The 16,226-nt window shown below is 46.2% G+C and carries 14 protein-coding genes; 7 read left to right on the top strand and 7 right to left on the bottom strand.

The genetic code is table 11. The features are described from left to right. The 4 genes from H5300_RS05640 to H5300_RS05625 form a co-directional block, all read left to right on the top strand. The coding region (locus H5300_RS05640; protein ID WP_182795606.1) for an integrase core domain-containing protein at positions 1-608 on the top strand (608 nt) is incomplete at its 5' end. A 231-nt stretch (positions 609-839) separates the two neighbouring features. Then, positions 840-2,372, top strand: coding sequence for an IS21 family transposase (gene istA / locus H5300_RS05635; RefSeq protein WP_048664424.1), 1,533 nt, complete (start codon positions 840-842; stop codon positions 2,370-2,372). A gap of 10 nt (positions 2,373-2,382) precedes the next feature. Further along, positions 2,383-3,123 (top strand): IS21-like element ISVch3 family helper ATPase IstB, encoded by a 741-nt coding sequence (istB, locus tag H5300_RS05630; protein WP_048664423.1) that lies wholly within the window; start codon positions 2,383-2,385, stop codon positions 3,121-3,123. A gap of 80 nt (positions 3,124-3,203) precedes the next feature. Continuing rightward, entirely contained in the window at positions 3,204-3,407 is a 204-nt protein-coding gene (locus H5300_RS05625; protein ID WP_220503443.1) for a hypothetical protein, read from the top strand. Between the two features lie 168 nt (positions 3,408-3,575). Here the strand turns inward: H5300_RS05625 and pheT are convergent, their stop codons facing one another. The 7 genes from pheT to H5300_RS05590 all read right to left on the bottom strand — a co-directional run bounded on the left by pheT (position 3,576) and on the right by H5300_RS05590 (position 14,194). Further along, a complete protein-coding gene (pheT, locus tag H5300_RS05620; RefSeq protein ID WP_182795605.1) occupies positions 3,576-5,963 on the bottom strand; it encodes a phenylalanine--tRNA ligase subunit beta in 2,388 nt (795 codons plus the stop codon). Between the two features lie 18 nt (positions 5,964-5,981). After that, a complete protein-coding gene (pheS, locus tag H5300_RS05615) occupies positions 5,982-6,965 on the bottom strand; it encodes a phenylalanine--tRNA ligase subunit alpha (RefSeq protein WP_182795608.1) in 984 nt (327 codons plus the stop codon). A 356-nt stretch (positions 6,966-7,321) separates the two neighbouring features. After that, on the bottom strand, positions 7,322-8,473 hold the full coding sequence (locus tag H5300_RS05610) for a GGDEF domain-containing protein (RefSeq protein ID WP_372306538.1): 1,152 nt from the start codon (positions 8,471-8,473) through the stop codon (positions 7,322-7,324). 160 nt (positions 8,474-8,633) lie between these two features. After that, on the bottom strand, positions 8,634-9,866 hold the full coding sequence (locus H5300_RS05605; protein ID WP_102568872.1) for a hypothetical protein: 1,233 nt from the start codon (positions 9,864-9,866) through the stop codon (positions 8,634-8,636). A gap of 9 nt (positions 9,867-9,875) precedes the next feature. Next, a complete protein-coding gene (locus H5300_RS05600) occupies positions 9,876-10,697 on the bottom strand; it encodes an outer membrane lipoprotein-sorting protein (protein WP_182795603.1) in 822 nt (273 codons plus the stop codon). Between the two features lie 44 nt (positions 10,698-10,741). Beyond that, complete coding sequence (locus tag H5300_RS05595) at positions 10,742-13,288, bottom strand: RND family transporter (RefSeq protein WP_182795602.1); 2,547 nt, start codon at positions 13,286-13,288, stop codon at positions 10,742-10,744. A 120-nt stretch (positions 13,289-13,408) separates the two neighbouring features. Then, entirely contained in the window at positions 13,409-14,194 is a 786-nt protein-coding gene (locus tag H5300_RS05590; RefSeq protein ID WP_017083379.1) for a TetR/AcrR family transcriptional regulator, read from the bottom strand. 274 nt (positions 14,195-14,468) lie between these two features. On the opposite strand from H5300_RS05590, the gene H5300_RS27845 reads away from it, so the two are divergent. From H5300_RS27845 to H5300_RS05580, 3 genes are all read left to right on the top strand, one after another. Next, entirely contained in the window at positions 14,469-14,597 is a 129-nt protein-coding gene (locus H5300_RS27845) for a hypothetical protein (protein ID WP_259397574.1), read from the top strand. Positions 14,598-14,748: 151 nt separating this feature from the next. After that, the gene (locus H5300_RS05585; protein ID WP_182795601.1) at positions 14,749-15,516 is read left to right on the top strand and encodes a hypothetical protein; all 768 of its coding nucleotides are present in this window, start codon (positions 14,749-14,751) and stop codon (positions 15,514-15,516) included. Further along, entirely contained in the window at positions 15,437-16,222 is a 786-nt protein-coding gene (locus H5300_RS05580; protein ID WP_017077898.1) for a hypothetical protein, read from the top strand. Before H5300_RS05585 ends, H5300_RS05580 begins: the two co-directional genes overlap by 80 nt. Positions 16,223-16,226: the final 4 nt, after the last annotated feature.

Here is a 16,226-nt window from a genome sequence, read left to right as displayed (position 1 = left end):
GCTGGGATATCAGTTATCTGCCATCGAAAATACGAGGGAAGCACTATTACCTCTATTTGATAATGGATATCTTCAGTAGAAAAGTAGTAGGTGCAGAAGTGTATGATCAGGAGCTAGGCGAATATGCAGCGGAGTTACTCCAAAGAGCAGCATGGCGGGAAAAGTGTGTGCAAGGCAACATTACTTTGCACTCTGATAACGGTGCTCCTATGAGAAGTTACACCATGCGTGCAAAGATGCATGACCTTGGGGTCGTAAGCTCTTACTCTAGGCCAAGAGTAAGCAATGACAACCCATACTCTGAGTCGTTGTTCAAAACAATAAAGTATTGTCCTTCATGGCCAATGGATGGGTTTTCTTCCATTGAAGACGCACGGTGCTGGGTTGGTAATTTTGTTGATTGGTATAACAATGAGCATAAACACAGTGGCATAAAGTATGTAACACCTCAGCAGAGGCATTGCGGCGAGGATAATGAAATTCTCCGACAACGTATGCAAGTCTACCGACGTGCTCAATTAACTCACCCAGGCAGGTGGAGTCGGCAGACAAGAGACTGGAGTTATATCGATGAGGTTTACTTGAACCCTGAAAAGTGTGCAGCGTAATCATTCAGGTTACTAAATTGTAAAAAACACGACAACTTGCTTGAAAAACAGCGTTTCGGTTTAAACCGATCACTGATTCCGCGATTATCCGATCACTTTTAATCTAACTCCGAAATCGGTGATCGGAATAGCGAAAACCGCGATCGTAATGGCCGAAACCCTTCCTTTTTCTCTTTTAAATCAATAGCTCGCTATTCTTTACTTCTTAAACAAGAAGGAAAGGAAGCGACAATGGCCAAAAAGAGAACTCCAATGAACAAAATCAAAGAGGTATTACGCCTTAAATACGACTGCGGTCTCTCAAATCGTAGTATCGCTTCTTGCCTTAAACTCGGCCCGTCCACCGTATCAGAACTCCTTACTCGCTTTAAACAAAGCCAACTTGGTTGGCCTCTACCCGACAGTTGCAGCGATGCAGATCTCACACAGGCGCTGTATCACGGCAAGAAAGTCAGTCGAGATAAAGTTATGCCAGACTTCACTCAATACGCAGTCGAACTCAGGCGTAAAGGTATGACAAAGATGCTGCTCTGGCAGGAGTATCATGAACAATATCAAGAGCAAGCTTACGCTTACACTCAGTTCTGCGAGCACTTCACTCGTTGGTTCAAAACCCAAAAACGCAGCATGCGCCAGCTTCATGTTGCAGGTGATAAACTGTTTATCGATTACTGTGGGCCTCGGCTTCAGGTGGTCAACCCTGACACAGGCGAAGTGCGCGAAGCGGAGGTGTTCGTCGCGACTTTAGGCGCGTCCAATTACACTTATGTTGAAGCCTTCCCCAGCCAAGGGAAGCCCTACTGGTTAGAGGCGCATGCGAATGCGTTCGAACACTTCGGTGGCGTACCACAACTCTTAGTTCCCGATAACCTACGCAGCGCAGTCACCAAAGCCAATCGTTATGAGCCGAGACTGAACGACAGCTATCAAAAGCTGGCTAATCACTATCAAACAGCCGTGATGCCTGCTCGCCCCTACAAACCGAAAGACAAAGCCAAGGCAGAGAATGCCGTGCTCCTAGTAGAACGCTGGATCATGATGCGGTTGCGACACCAAGCCTTCCACACTTTTAAAGAGTTGAATCTCGCCATCCGTGAACTCATGAATGAGTTAAATCAGCGTGAGATGAAACAGTATGGCGCCAGCCGCCAAGCGCTGTTCGATAAACTCGACAAACCTGCATTAAAGCCACTGCCTAGGCAGCGTTATCTGTATACCGAAACTAAACGAGCCAAAGTTGGCCCTGACTATCACATCGAATATCGCCGTCATTACTACTCGGTTCCCCATCAACTTGTTGGTCACCATGTCGAGTTGGAAGCCTCTAATCGCCTGGTGCAGATCTACCATAAAGGTAACTTGGTGGCCCAGCATCCACGTAGCCAAAGAGAGCGAGGAAACAGCACCCAACCAGAGCACATGCCAAGCAACCATCAACATCAGAAGTGGTCGCCAGGGCGCTTGCTTAGCTGGGGAGCTAATATCGGGCCAGCCACACGAGAAGTCGTCAATAAGATGCTGAACTCCAAGCCTCATCCAGAGCAGTCTTATCGTTCCTGCCTTGGCTTGCTCAGCCTCAGTAAAACCTATGGCGAATCGCGCCTAGAGCAAGCCTGTAAAGATGCGCTGATGCTGACAAAATCCAATTACACCTTCATCTGCAATTTGTTGAAAAACAATCGTGAAGGACAACTGAGTAAAGACAACACGAGTACGCCAAATCTTGTTCATAGCAATGTTCGTGGCCCGAACAGTTATCACTAGGAGAAAGGATATGAATGCACTGAACGACCAACTCAAAACCCTACGCTTGAGCCATGCAGCGAAAGCATTAGAGCAGCAGCAAGAGCAACTGACCACCTACGCAGAACTGGACTTCGAGGAAAGGCTAAGCCTACTTCTGGAAAGCGAGATCTTGAATCGCAATCAGAGCAAAATCCAACGGTTAAAACGACAAGCCAAGCTGAGAGTAGATGCGCAGCCGAGCCAACTCATCTATAAGGAGGGACGAAACCTCAATCGTAAACAGATGAGCGAACTTCTGACGGGCAGTTATCTATACAAACACCAGAACATCTTGGTTACAGGCCCAACAGGCGCAGGCAAAACGTATCTTGCCTGCGCACTGGCAACCAGCGCCTGTGACCAACAACAAACGGTTAAGTACTACCGATTAACTCGCTTGCTTGACGACCTGACCGCTGGTCGTCTGGATGGTAGCTATCAAAAGCAACTCCAATCGCTGGCTAAGAAAGCCTTACTGATCCTCGACGATTGGGGGATGGAAAAACTCACTCAAGAGCATGCGGGTCACTTATTAGAAGTGCTGGAAGAGCGTTATCAAAACAGCAGCACAATCGTCATCAGCCAGTTACCTGTAAGTGAGTGGTACAACATGATCGGCAACGCCACCGTCGCGGACGCGCTAATGGATCGGCTAGTACACAATAGTCATAGAATAGAACTGGGAGGTGAGTCAATGAGAAAACTGGCGCAATCCGATCACTTAGAGTAAAAATAAGAAGAGAGAAAAACGGTAGGATCAGGTGATCGGAATAAACCGAAACGAGCGATCGCAATCACCGAAATACGCAAATGGTAACCCACAACCCTAATTTAGCTGTTGTTTCGGATTCAGAGCAAGTTATTAAAGTGGAAATAGACAAAGAAGATGGCAACCGTTTTTCATTCATATCAGGTGGTATCGAATCTCAGATTATCAATAATCATATTGTTGAGGTACTAGAAGGAACAATCCCTGCCTTCACATTGAGGCGAGATAAGTATCAAATCAACTAGATTGACAACTACGCCCTTACTTTTAAAGCATTGATTTTATTGAACTAAATAAAATCACTCGAGAGTCTAATCTTTAGTTCACCTTTCCAGTTACGATTTAGAGCCCTGCTCCACAAAAAAAGGCCTCGCAATGCGAGGCCTTTTATTTTTTCTATCTATCAAAAGAGATTAGTCGCGAAGTGCTGCGCCGAATTTCTCTGAGATTGAAGCTACGATAGCATCTACTGAACCAGCGATGTCTGCATCTTCAAGTGTGCGCTCTACAGACTGTAGGCTAAGTGCGATTGCTAGGCTCTTCTTACCTTCTTCAACGCCTTGACCAACGTAAACGTCGAACAGTTTAGCGCCTGTTAGGAATTCGCCACCAGCAGCGATACACGCTTCTACGATGTCGCCAGAAGCGACTGCTTGGTCAACAACAACCGCGATATCACGACGGTTTGCAGGGAACTTAGATACGGCTACTGCTTCTGGAAGCACGCGAGTGTTGATAGCTGCCCATTCGATTTCGAATACGATAGTACGGCCGTTAAGACCAAACTTGCGCTCTAGCTCTGGGTGAACAGTACCAATGATACCCACTTCTTTGCCGTCTACTACGATAGCCGCAGTTTGACCTGGGTGAAGTGCTGGGTGCTTCGCAGATTTGAAGCTGTATGCGATTTCGTTTGCAGAAAGCTCAAGAACGGCTTCTAGGTCACCTTTAAGATCGAAGAAATCGACAGTGTTAGTTGCAATGTCCCAGTGCTCTTCGCCACGAGTACCAGAGATAACGCCCGCAAGCATCATTTCTTGGCGCATGCCGTTTTCAGCTGTTGCTTCAGGGATGAAACGTAGGCCTGATTCGAATAGACGAACGCGAGACTGTTGACGCTTCTGGTTGTGAACAACTGTGTTTAGAAGACCTTGGATTAGGCCAAGACGCATTGCTGACATGTCCGCAGAGATTGGGAATGGCAGGATTAGCGGCTCAACACCAGGTACAACAAGTTTCTGCTGTTCTGGTTCTACGAAGCTGTATGTGATTGCTTCGTGGTAGCCACGGTCTACAAGAAGGTCACGAACGCGCTTAAGCGGTTGGTTAGCTTCTTTGTGGTCATTCATTTTAAGTGCCGCTTTAGGCGCTTGGTTTGGAATGTTATCGTAACCGTAGATACGACCTACTTCTTCAATTAGGTCTTGCTCGATTGCGATATCAAAACGCCAAGATGGAGACGTTGCCGTCCAGCCAGCATCAGTGCTTTCAACTTCACAACCTAGGCGAGTCAGAATTTCCACTACGTCTGTCGATGGGATTTCGTGACCTAGTAGGCTGTCTAGTTTAGCGCGACGTAGAGCAACTACGTTTGCTTTAGGAAGATCAGCTTCAGATTCGCTGCCGTTTACTGGCGCAACTTCACCACCGCAGATTTCAACTAGAAGCTGTGTTGCACGCTCCATTGCTGCTGCTTGAAGTGTTGAATCAACACCACGTTCGAAACGTAGAGAAGAATCTGTGTGAAGGCCGTAAGCACGTGCGCGACCACGGATGTGATCCGGTGCGAAGAATGCTGCTTCAAGAAGTACGTCTGTCGTTTCAGTAGTAACACCTGAATCTTGACCGCCAAAGATACCAGCGATTGCTAGTGCTTTGTTTTGGTCTGCGATAACAAGCGTGTTGCTGTTTAGTTCAGCTTCGTTGCCATCTAGAAGTGTTAGCTTTTCGCCCTGCTCTGCTAGACGAACCACGATACCGCATTCGATCTTAGCTAGATCAAATGCGTGCATTGGTTGGCCTTGCTCTAGCATCACGTAGTTTGTGATGTCTACAACTGGGTCGATTGAACGGATACCACAACGACGCAGTTTTTCTTGCATCCAGATTGGCGATTCCGCTTTCACGTTTACGTTCTTAACCACACGGCCAAGGTAACGTGGACAAGCATCAGTTGCTTTGATTTCAACAGATACTGTGTCTTCAATGCTTGTTGCAACAGCTTCAACTGTTGGCTCTGTAACGTCTGCGCGGTTTAGTACGCCAACTTCACGAGCAAGGCCACGGATGCTGAAGCAGTCTGCGCGGTTTGCTGTTAGGTCTACGTCGATAGTTACGTCGTTAAGCTCAAGAAGCTCACGTACGTCCATACCTAGCGTTGTGCCTTCTGGCAGCTCAAGGATGCCGTCTGACTCTACGTCGATACCTAGCTCAGAGAAAGAACAAAGCATGCCGTGCGATGGAACGCCACGTAGTTTTGCTTTCTTGATTTTGAAGTCACCAGGAAGTACTGCACCAACTGTTGCTACTGCTACAGTTAGGCCAAGACGACAGTTAGATGCACCACAAACGATATCTAGCAGCTCTTCTTCGCCGATATCAATTTTAGTTACTTGTAGTTTGTCTGCGTCTGGGTGCTGACCGCACTCAACCACTTTACCTACTTTAACGCCGGTGAAAACACCCGCAACAGGTTCTACATCGTCAACTTCCAAACCAGCCATAGTGATTTGGTGAGCTAGCTCTTCGCTGTTAATTGCAGGTTTAACCCACTCGCGTAGCCAAGATTCACTGAATTTCATAGTTTTGACTGCCCCGGATTACTTGAATTGTTTAAGGAAACGAAGGTCGTTCTCGAAGAACGCACGAAGGTCATTTACGCCGTAACGAAGCATCGTTAGACGTTCTACACCCATACCGAATGCAAAACCAGAGTATTTCTCAGGGTCGATGCCAACAGAGCGAAGTACGTTAGGGTGAACCATGCCACAGCCTAGAACTTCTAGCCATTTGCCATCTTTACGTTTCACGTCAACTTCAGCTGAAGGTTCTGTGAACGGGAAGAATGAAGGACGGAAACGCACTTCAACTTCTTCTTCAAAGAAGTTACAAAGGAAATCGTTAAGAATGCCTTTAAGTTGAGCGAAGTTTACGTTCTCATCAACTAACATACCTTCCACTTGGTGGAACATTGGCGTGTGAGTTTGATCGTAGTCGTTACGGTAAACACGACCCGGAGCAATGAAGCGGAAAGGCGGTTTGCCGTTTTCCATCGTACGGATTTGAACACCAGAAGTGTGCGTACGTAGCATTAGATCAGGGTTGAAGAAGAAAGTATCGTGATCAGTACGAGCTGGGTGATCGTCTGCGATGTTTAGTGCATCAAAGTTGTGGAATGCATCTTCGATCTCAGGGCCAGACTCAGTGCTAAAGCCAAGCTCACCAAAGAACTGTTCGATACGCTCAACAGTGCGAGTTACTGGGTGAAGACCACCGTTATCAATGCGACGACCTGGTAGGCTCACATCGATAGTTTCTTCAGCTAGTTTCGCTTCAAGCTCTGCACGTTGTAGTGCGTCTTTGCGAGCTGCGATCGCTTGTTGAACAGCACCTTTCGCTTTGTTGATCTCTTGACCAGCAGTGCGACGCTCTTCAGGTGGAAGTTTACCTAGGCTTTGTAGTTGAAGAGTGAGTTCACCCTTCTTACCTAAATACTGAACTCGCACTTCATCAAGTGCGACTAACGAATCTGCTGTATCAATAGCAGTCGTTGCATTAGCAATGATCTCTTCTAGATGTTGCATCATTTCCTCATCTACCAGTTGGTAGTGTCCGTATCGGATGATTAGTTTTTTTAGATAGCTACACATAGTAATCAAACACGCTACCAATGCCAAATTGAATCGCTAAAAGAGCAAGTTATTGACTAAAAACACGGCAAATTTAACAGGATATTAATGAGGAATAGGAAGAAGTGGAACAAATACAGGTTCCACTTGTTTATTTTAAAGTGAGTCGCACTCAAAAACTAAAGTGAACTAGGTTCTAGAATTAAAGCGAATAGCGCTCAAAAAATAAAGTGAGTAGCGCTCAAAGACTAAAGCGAGCGGTGTTCTAGATCTGAAGTGAACGGTACTCTCGATCTCGAGTGAACCGAGCTCTAAATCTGAATCGAACAAACGCTGTTTTTGCCTGCGTTTTTCGCTAAATAAACGGACTCATCAGCGGCTTTAACCAACTCATTCATGGACTCGAATTCTTGGGTTATTTCAGCCACACCGACACTAATACTGCCAATCCAAACTTGATGACTGGTTTCAACCTCTAGTTGAGACACTTTCTGTCGAGCCGTTTCCGCGATGTGCATGCCACCTTTAAGGTCGGTGTTAGGGCAAATAACCAAGAACTCATCGCCACCTAACCGGCAAACAATATCATCATTACGGAACGTATTTTTCAGTTCACGCGAGAGGGTTTGTAGTACCAAGTCACCTGCATCATGACCACTGGTGTCATTAATGCGCTTGAAGTTGTCGGCATCAATCATAATGCACACTAAAGGCATGCCCAGCTCTTTGGAATCTTGCCAATGTAGCGCTAACTGTTTAAAGGCACTGCGGCGGTTAGGCAAATGAGTGAGTGAGTCTGTTAACGACAGTTCTTCAAGTTTCTTACTCGCTCGTTTCAATTCTGCGGTACGTTCCTCGACTTTGTCTTCGAGTAACTGGTTGAAGCGTAACAACTGTTTGTTTCGTTCAGAGACTTGTTCAAATAGGCCATTAAGCGCCGCCAACAGCGGGACAGTCGAAGAGTCTTGCTGCTTTTCTTCTGCTTCAAAGGCTTGTAGAGGTGTTGCACCCTCTTCTATGGCGACCATTTGTCGCGCCATGTTTTGGTCGATGCCGAGAATGTGGTAAGTAAGCCAATGGATGAGGAAGTCCAATAACTGCCGTGCTGACACCTGATCTTCTTCTAAGATGAACGCTTGCATACTGTAGATATCTTGCATAAATACACGATGCACTTTGATGTGTTCTTCAATGTGTAACTCATAGACACCACAATCTCTCATCAAAGATTCTTCTTCTTTAAAGTGAAATTCTGCATAGCGCGCGAGTTCGAGTAAAGCGATGTTAATGTCGTCTATAGAGATAGTATTCTCTGACAAAAGATTTCCGTAGTGGTTGATAAAACCAACAAGGTATTGATGTTGTTCATCTACAACACCAATGCCTGTTTCAAAGTTTTTATCCCAATTAAATAAATTCATAGATCCCTTAGGGCCGATACCACCAGCACAATTTACATGCATATTCGGAGGTTATAGATACTCGAAAAATATAACCATTTTACCTTTGGGACTATTCGATTATTTGCTCTATTTTATAAAAAGATGACATTGAACATTCTAAATATAGCGCGTCTTAAATCTGAGACGCCCCCTTTAACAAGAGCGCCCCACCAAACTAACACTAGAAATAATATTCCAACGCTACCTCAACAAAATCATCCTTACGAGCGAAGAACAATAAGTCTTCTGGGGTTTCGTTCTCAAACAACCAAGCGTTTAATCGCCACTTGAGATTGTTGTTGATGCGGCTGGATGCTTCCAACTTGGCACTGTAGACATCGCTGTTGTCCAAGTCTTGAGTGATACCCGTGAGCACCTCGGTGCCGTCTTCATCGTTCAAGGCGAAACGTGCACCAAGAAACACATCGTTTTGGCCGATGGTTTGGGCATTGTTACCTCGGCTGTCATACAAGTATTCCGCAATGAAGCCGATGTCCCAATAGGATTCAAGCGCCCCAACCCATGTGTATTCAAAGCCTGTTACCACGCCGGTGTGGTTGTCGTAGCTGTCGCGATAAATGCTTTCCAGCTTCCATAACCAGTCACCGATAATACCTTGAACATCGAGTCCGAAGTGCTGCATTTGCGCGTAATACGGTTTGAGCTGATTGCCTTCCACACGGTAATAAGGGTCGCGATTTGTACCGCCTAAGTAGCTTAAACCGACATCCCAATCGCCGTACATTTGGCTATAACGCAATGCCACATCAACATGCTTTTCTTCTCTCGACGATTCGTAAAGCGCATCGTCCGATACAGGTACAGTCGGCCTTAAGCGACCGTCTTCCCCTGCGAAGGTACGCTCACGAAAATACGGCAATAACATGGCATCGATGGTTCCCCAGTCTTTGATTGAGGTAAAGTGCACCATAGGCTGACCTAACTTCGACTCACCATCGACCGATTCAATGGCATCGGTTTGATTGACCACATCGACCAAATGCGCCGATTCGGTCACGCCCCAGAACACCTTGCCGACACCGGCTCGCAGTTCGTAGTCATCCCAATACGTTAGGTACAGAGCTTCACGAACGTCGCCATGGGTTCGTTCATCGTCTTCGCTGTCTAGGCGGTAAAACGGCGTGAAGGTAAAGCTACCATTGCCCTCTTGTTGTTCCCAATAAAACTCTGGTTGTAACACCAGCGAGCTTTGCCCTTTATCTTGCCCTTGCAAGCCGTCGCTAAAGAACTGCCTGTGTTCAAGGTTAACCTGCCCTGCTAGCTCCGGGGTGACCTGTTCTACGAACTCAGAGCTAAATCCAGCCGCCACACATGGCAACGACACCTGCATAAGCCCAACTGTCGCTGCCAAGGTTAAAGATAACTGCGTTCCTGTTAACACAATCCTTTTCATATTCTTGCCTTACTTTGCACGTTTGAGTGTGTTTTTCTGGAAATCTTTGTCCTTAAGACCAGTTTGGAACGCTAAATCTGTCGTGGTTAGTACCGTGCTCTTGCCTGTTTGGTGGTTTTGCATCGACATAGTGTGCGCTCGCCAGTATTGGTTTAGGTATTGTTTGTAGTCTTGGAACGAGAGAGTTTTGAGCAATGCGCCTTTACGGTCGTAAAACTCAACCTGAACGGGGCGGTAATATTGTTGGTCTAGCCATACCTTCTGCATGGTGTAGCCTGAGTTTTTATCGGTCGGAACTTGCTCCAAGACAAAGGTATCGACGCCTTCGATTTTGGCGTCTTCAATGTAGTTAAAGGTGTACTTTCCTAACTCGAACGAGCTCAAGTCTTCGTAAGCAAATTCACTGCCCATAAACGGGCCCGATTTGTTGCGCGAAGAGATGCGTTTTACACGTTTCAACGCAGGCAAGTACAGCCATTGGTCATCCGATTTAGAGATGTGTGAATGGTTCAAGAAAGCCGTGCCTTTTACGTCACGCGGCTCATCAAAAATGGTCAGCCCTTTGTCGCCATCATCATCCACTTCTAACGACTTCAATCGCATTAGGCGCGAGCTGCTTTCGCCTTGTTTGTTGCGAAGTAGCATTTCCATGGTCGCAACTGAATCGCCCCACCCCATATCGACGGCTTTTCGTTGCTCGGCAATTTCTAAGCCTTTCGCAGGGTCTGCTAACACTGGGAAAGCCGCGAATGCGCCGATTGTTAACGTGCCGACGGTTAATGAGCTGACGGAAAGTAATGTGGTAACGAATGATTGTTTAACGCTTTTCATAAATTTCTCCTTGAGTCAGCCCACCGCAGCAGGCTGACGATTCCTTATTTGGTTGAAGCAGACAGTTCGCCGGCTGGGTTAGCTTGCGCTGTTTTAGATAGCTCTGTTTTAGATAACTCGGCTTTAGACAGCTTTGATTCGTGCTGAGGTTTATCTGAATAGTGCGTCTGTTTGTCGAAGATCATCAGCAGGCTTGGAAGCAAGATGAAGTCGACTACTAACGCAATGAAAATCACAATCGCGCTGAGCAAGCCCATATCGGAATTGAGTCTGAAGCTCGACATCGCCAGTACAGAGAAACCAGCCACAAGCACGACAGTTGTGATCCACAATGCGCGTCCAACGGTGTGGAAGGCGTAACGCACCGCTTCTTCCGCTGATTTCCCTTCCATTCTGGCGCGTTGGTATTTACTCAAGAAGTGCACTGCATCATCGACCACGATACCCAGTGTGAGCGTGACCACGACTGACAGACCCAAGTTGATTTCACCAGAGATAAGCGCCCACAAACCAAAGCCGATAATCGCTGGGGCAATGTTTGGGACTAGGCTGATTAAACCTAAGCGAACCGAGCGCAATGCAAAGATCATCAGGCCAGAGATAAGTACTAAGGTGATAGGCAGAGTTGATAGCATGCTCGCCATGTTGGTTTCGCCTATGTGAGCAAACATCAGTGACGGACTGGATGCCACCACTTCATATTGCGGCGCGTTGGCTGCAAACCATGAGTAGATACGTTCTTCGAGTTCAACCAATTCCACGCTGCCTAGGTTGTCGACCGTGAGCACCATTTTGATCGATGACTTATCGACATTGATTTGGTTGTTCAAGTCCAAGCCGTACGGCAGAGACATCTCGTAAAGCAGCAGGTATTGCGCGGCAAGTTCTCGGTTAAGCGGCAATTGATAATAGCTGTCGTCATCGCCGTGCATGTTCTTGTTCAAACGCATGTAAACATCGGATAGCGTGGCAACATGGTCGGTTTCAGGTTGAACACGTAGCCAATCGGTAAAGTCACCAATCGCTTGCAAAAACACAGGATCAGCAATCGCTTGAGATTCATTGGTTTTGACTGCGATACTGATGGTCGTCATACCACTTACGGTCTGTTCCATGAAGTCGGCTGCTTGTCTGAATTCGCTTGAGGTATCGAAATACTTCACCGATTCATCATTCACTTTGTTCAACGGAATTAACGCCGCAGCGCCAACAATCACAAGAGTAGAAATAGGCAGCAGTGCTTTACGGTTAGCCACCACAAAATCGCCCAGTTTATCCATAAAGGTTACTTTGCTTTCCGCAGCTTCATTTGTTGGCAGAGTTTTCACTGGCAAGAGTTTTAATAGCGCAGGAAGCATAGTCACAGAGAGGAAACACGCGATGATCACGCCCAATGCCGACAAGTTACCGAAGTCTCGTAATACGGGAGAATCCGACATATTCATCATCAAGAAGCCAATCGCGGTGGTGACAGAAGTAATTAAGATCGGCATCGCATTAAGCTTAATGCTGTATTGAATGGCTTGTGCTTTCTCCATCCCGCGCTGCATGGCTTGTCTCATGGTCACAATCACGTGAACACAATCGGCAACGGCAAGGGTTAATACCAAGGTTGGAACGTTAACCGTCGCAGTGCTGAGGAACATCCCTGCCCAGCCAGACAAACCCATGGTCGCGACAATCGAAGAGATAATCACAACTAAGGTAGCCACCACACTAAAGAACGAGCGCAACATAAAGGTCAGGAACACCAACACCACCAACAGCATTAATGGCACCAGTGTTGAGCTGTCTTCTTGAGCCGAAGTCATAAAGGCGTTGTTCATGGCAATGATGCCCGCTTTATGGAATTCAACATTGGGATATTGTGCTTCATAGCGGTCAATCATGGCGTTAATAGCCGCAATGACTTCTTGTACTTCCGCCGTTTTGTCCACTTCGGGCAATTGCACCGTCACGTTAACAATGGTCACATCGCCGGAGGCCGATACTAAAGCATTCTTAAGCAGTGGTTCGTTGAGTGCGATCTGTTTTACTTTGGCGATCCGCTCTGGCGTGTGCTCGTATTCTTCGTACAGCAAGTCTTCCACTAAGAGGTCATCTTCAACGGCTTCGGTATGCTGATAATTGGCAAGCGAATCGACACGGCTTGAGTACGGGATCTGCCACGCATCGACCGTGAGGTTTTGAATTAAGGTGAGGGTTTCTGGAGTGAAGACATTACCGCCTTCAGGTGCGACGACAATCGCGAGGTTGTCAGTTTTCGCAAAGGTGGTTTGGATTTCATCGAACGCCATCAACTGTTTGTTGGTGCCTTCGAAGAAGATATTGTAGTCCCCTCTAAAGTAGAGGTTCTTTGCCCCTAATGCAGAGAGCATGATGATTGAAAAAACCACCAGCAGGACGATAAACGAACGCTTGGTCGGTATTGAGTGCCAACTGTTATTTAGATCCCCGTTTACGCTATCGACATTACGGTTATCTCGATTTTGGTGATCGAAAGCGGGCTTCTGGCTGTCATGTTCCATCACAGTCTCCATTTGTGACGATTCGTCATAGTTGTGTCTTAAAAAGCCAGCCGAAGCTGACAAAAACACAATTCTTAGTCATATACTCAAGAAAACCAAAACCACACTAGGCTAAACTTAAGTTTATGACGAATCGTCACTAATGGTTATTAATAAACCCACATAGGTGGGCTTAGTTGAAGCTTATCGACCTACTGACTCTAAGTAAGCGACTTCTTCACTGAACAGTTCTTGTTCTACACGGCGCCAAGTTTTGCGGTAGTCCCAATCAGTAGAAAGAGGCTGCCAGTTGAGGCCGTCTAAAATCATGTTCGCATTGTGTAATACTGAATACGGGTCTTGTAACCGCTTGATACAATGACTGTTTGAAGCATTCTGAGACAAAGCATTTGAACCAAATGCGATTGACCAGTTGGCGAATACAATGGCATCTGAACCCACGCCAGAAGAGAACTTTAGGTCACCGGCTTCTACTGCTTGATTGACGAGCAGATCCGCTTGTTCGATAACGATCTCTTCTAATTGATTCATCTCGGCCACGCGTGCACTGGAGGCTTTCTCTAGTACCCATGGGCTTTTCGCCATAATCGCGCAAGTTGATAATACCGGTTCCATACGAGCATAAACTCGGTACGCAACGTGCAGTGCGACAATCTTTTCGCGTGAGTTGCCTTCAAACTCTCCAGAACGAGCAAACAACAGTGCCTCAGACTTTAGAGAATGAATACATAACGCTAAAACCACGTCTTCTTTACTGCAAAAGTGATTGTATATCGTACCTTTAGAATAAGAGCTTGCCGCTGTTAGCCTATCCATCGTCAGGTTTCCGAACCCTTGTTCTCGAACCAGATCTTTTGCTAACAACATCAATTCTACTTCTCGGTCTGCGATGGATTGCTGCTTCTTAGACAGCACCGCCTTGCAACCAAAGATACTTTGTTTATCGCCTTTACAACCAAAGCCAAACATAATTTTTCAGTCCGTATTTGAGCTTAGCTATTCCCTAAGCTTAATCAGCATTTAAAACGCTCCTGTCCAATATATTAACACGAATAGTAAATTCATGTGGCTAACCATTTTGTGACGCTTCGTCATTTCTGACTTATCGTCATAATAGCGCAAATATTGATCATATCAAGGTGTTTTATAAATTAAATACAAGCTATGAATGTATGGATAAATAGGTCAATAAGTAGATAGAGAAATCATCAACAGTCACTAGAGAGAGAAGATAGGTGCTTTCATGAAGACAACACGAAAGTTTAGAAGCTCATTCTTAACGTTAATAGACCACGTTATTTTAAGCCTTGGTGCAGAATCAGACCCGAAAAAGACGGACGTAAACCCCATCTTTAGCCACCTTCTGACCTAGAATGAATGAGTGTAGGCTTACTTTTTGGGGCAGACCTCTCCTTATGGTCAATATTTGGCTTACTAATGTCGTTTTCTGTTAAGTTGCTATAAATTCGGTAAGGGGTGACTTACAATAGTGACAACGACTTACCTTTTTTGAGAACACGATATTGAGCGCCAAATATTCTTATTTAGCTTGGCAAGTGAATACTTCTAGCCCAGCAGAAAAGCTGGTTTTATTGATGCTTGCAGATGGTGCTGATGAATTCGGTTACACCAATGTGTGCCTACAAACGGCAGGTCAGCTTTGTGCTCTCTCTACGTTTGGTTTAGCCGACTGCCTTAAGTGTTTAGTCGACCAAGGTTTCCTCGATAAGGTGAAAGTAGACTATCGAGATAAGAAAGAGATTCACGTTTTCAAAATGCTCATTGAGCAAGAGCAAGCTACGGCGCACGTTGAGGTTCAACCGACCAATAGTATTCCGGTCTACTCTACTGCACCTGCACCTGCACCCAAGTTTCAGCCTGCTCCGGCACCAATGCAACACATGCAGCAGGCCCCTCGCCCACAAGGTCGAGGCTCAATGAACAGCAACACCGTCTCTACTCATGATCTCAACGAAGAAGAGATACCATCATGGGCAGAACGTGCGTTTAAATTCTCCGGTTTGACCGGTGACCATAGTTTAGTATGGAAGAAATTTGTCCTCTGGTATAAAGCCAAAGCCAATGAATTAATGCCATTATCTCGGATTGAATCCAAGCTGCAGTACTGGCTAGTTAACGAGAAGCAAAATGAAAGACAACAACAGCAGAAGACCTCTCAATATTCAGGAAATGCAGGACAAGCTCAAGGAAATGGGTATAGACAAAAGCTTAGCCCATCTGAACGCTTCAGGCAGCAGCTCATTCAAAAAGGCAAAAAGCCAACCTTCTGAGCCAGCTCAACCTGTTGTACCTGACGCTACCGTACAGCCTAACGCACCTGAAGTGATTGAAGCACAAAGTACAGAAGTAAAAGTAGCGACACCAAACGCTGCGGGCTCTGGTGCGTCTCAGCAAGTGCCTGTTGTTGATCAAGATCCAGCAGAGCTTGAGCTAACCGATTGGTGTATCCATGTGTTCGGTTCTTTCTTGAGCGTGTACGAAACTCAGTGGGAATACCAATACGGTAGTGAACCGAGCGGTAAGTTTCTTGAGTTCGCCCACTCTGTTGACTCAGACGGCCTTAACCGCGTGCTAATGCACTGTCATGAGCGTATTCAACTTGGCAACAGTTGGCCGCCGCAAATGGGTGAGCTTTGGATCCTTAAAGATTCTTTGACTGAAGAAGAGCTGCTTGATAGCCGTATTCGTGTGTTGTCGCGCGCAGCTGTTAACAACATTGAAAAATGGCTAATCCAAAACAAACTGTACGACTTGAAGCGCACGGCTGAAAACAAGCTCGATGGCCTGTTTAAGAAATACTATTTGGAAGCAAAGCGTTTAGATGAGAAAGGCATGCTGGAAACAGAATTACCGCAGTTCCTTCTTGCCGCTAACTCAGTGAAGAACTTGAACGACTTGAAACGCGAAGAGTATGAAAGCCAACACGGCAAAGCGATTAACCCAAGAATTCAGAAGATTCTAAACAGTAAGAAATAGCGCT

The sequence above is a fragment of the Vibrio sp. SG41-7 genome, from assembly GCF_014164465.1.
GTDB lineage: Bacteria > Pseudomonadota > Gammaproteobacteria > Enterobacterales > Vibrionaceae > Vibrio > Vibrio splendidus.
This window is presented reverse-complemented; position numbering and strand designations above follow the sequence as displayed.

Coding starts and splice junctions, on each gene's coding strand:
- istA (WP_048664424.1), top strand. CDS start 840: ATGGCCAAAAAGAGAACTCCAATGAACAAAATCAAAGAGGTATTACGC.
- istB (WP_048664423.1), top strand. CDS start 2,383: ATGAATGCACTGAACGACCAACTCAAAACCCTACGCTTGAGCCATGCA.
- H5300_RS05625 (WP_220503443.1), top strand. CDS start 3,204: ATGGTAACCCACAACCCTAATTTAGCTGTTGTTTCGGATTCAGAGCAA.
- pheT (WP_182795605.1), bottom strand. CDS start 5,963: ATGAAATTCAGTGAATCTTGGCTACGCGAGTGGGTTAAACCTGCAATT.
- pheS (WP_182795608.1), bottom strand. CDS start 6,965: ATGCAACATCTAGAAGAGATCATTGCTAATGCAACGACTGCTATTGAT.
- H5300_RS05610 (WP_372306538.1), bottom strand. CDS start 8,473: ATGCATGTAAATTGTGCTGGTGGTATCGGCCCTAAGGGATCTATGAAT.
- H5300_RS05605 (WP_102568872.1), bottom strand. CDS start 9,866: ATGAAAAGGATTGTGTTAACAGGAACGCAGTTATCTTTAACCTTGGCA.
- H5300_RS05600 (WP_182795603.1), bottom strand. CDS start 10,697: ATGAAAAGCGTTAAACAATCATTCGTTACCACATTACTTTCCGTCAGC.
- H5300_RS05590 (WP_017083379.1), bottom strand. CDS start 14,194: ATGTTTGGCTTTGGTTGTAAAGGCGATAAACAAAGTATCTTTGGTTGC.
- H5300_RS27845 (WP_259397574.1), top strand. CDS start 14,469: ATGAAGACAACACGAAAGTTTAGAAGCTCATTCTTAACGTTAATAGAC.
- H5300_RS05580 (WP_017077898.1), top strand. CDS start 15,437: ATGGGTATAGACAAAAGCTTAGCCCATCTGAACGCTTCAGGCAGCAGC.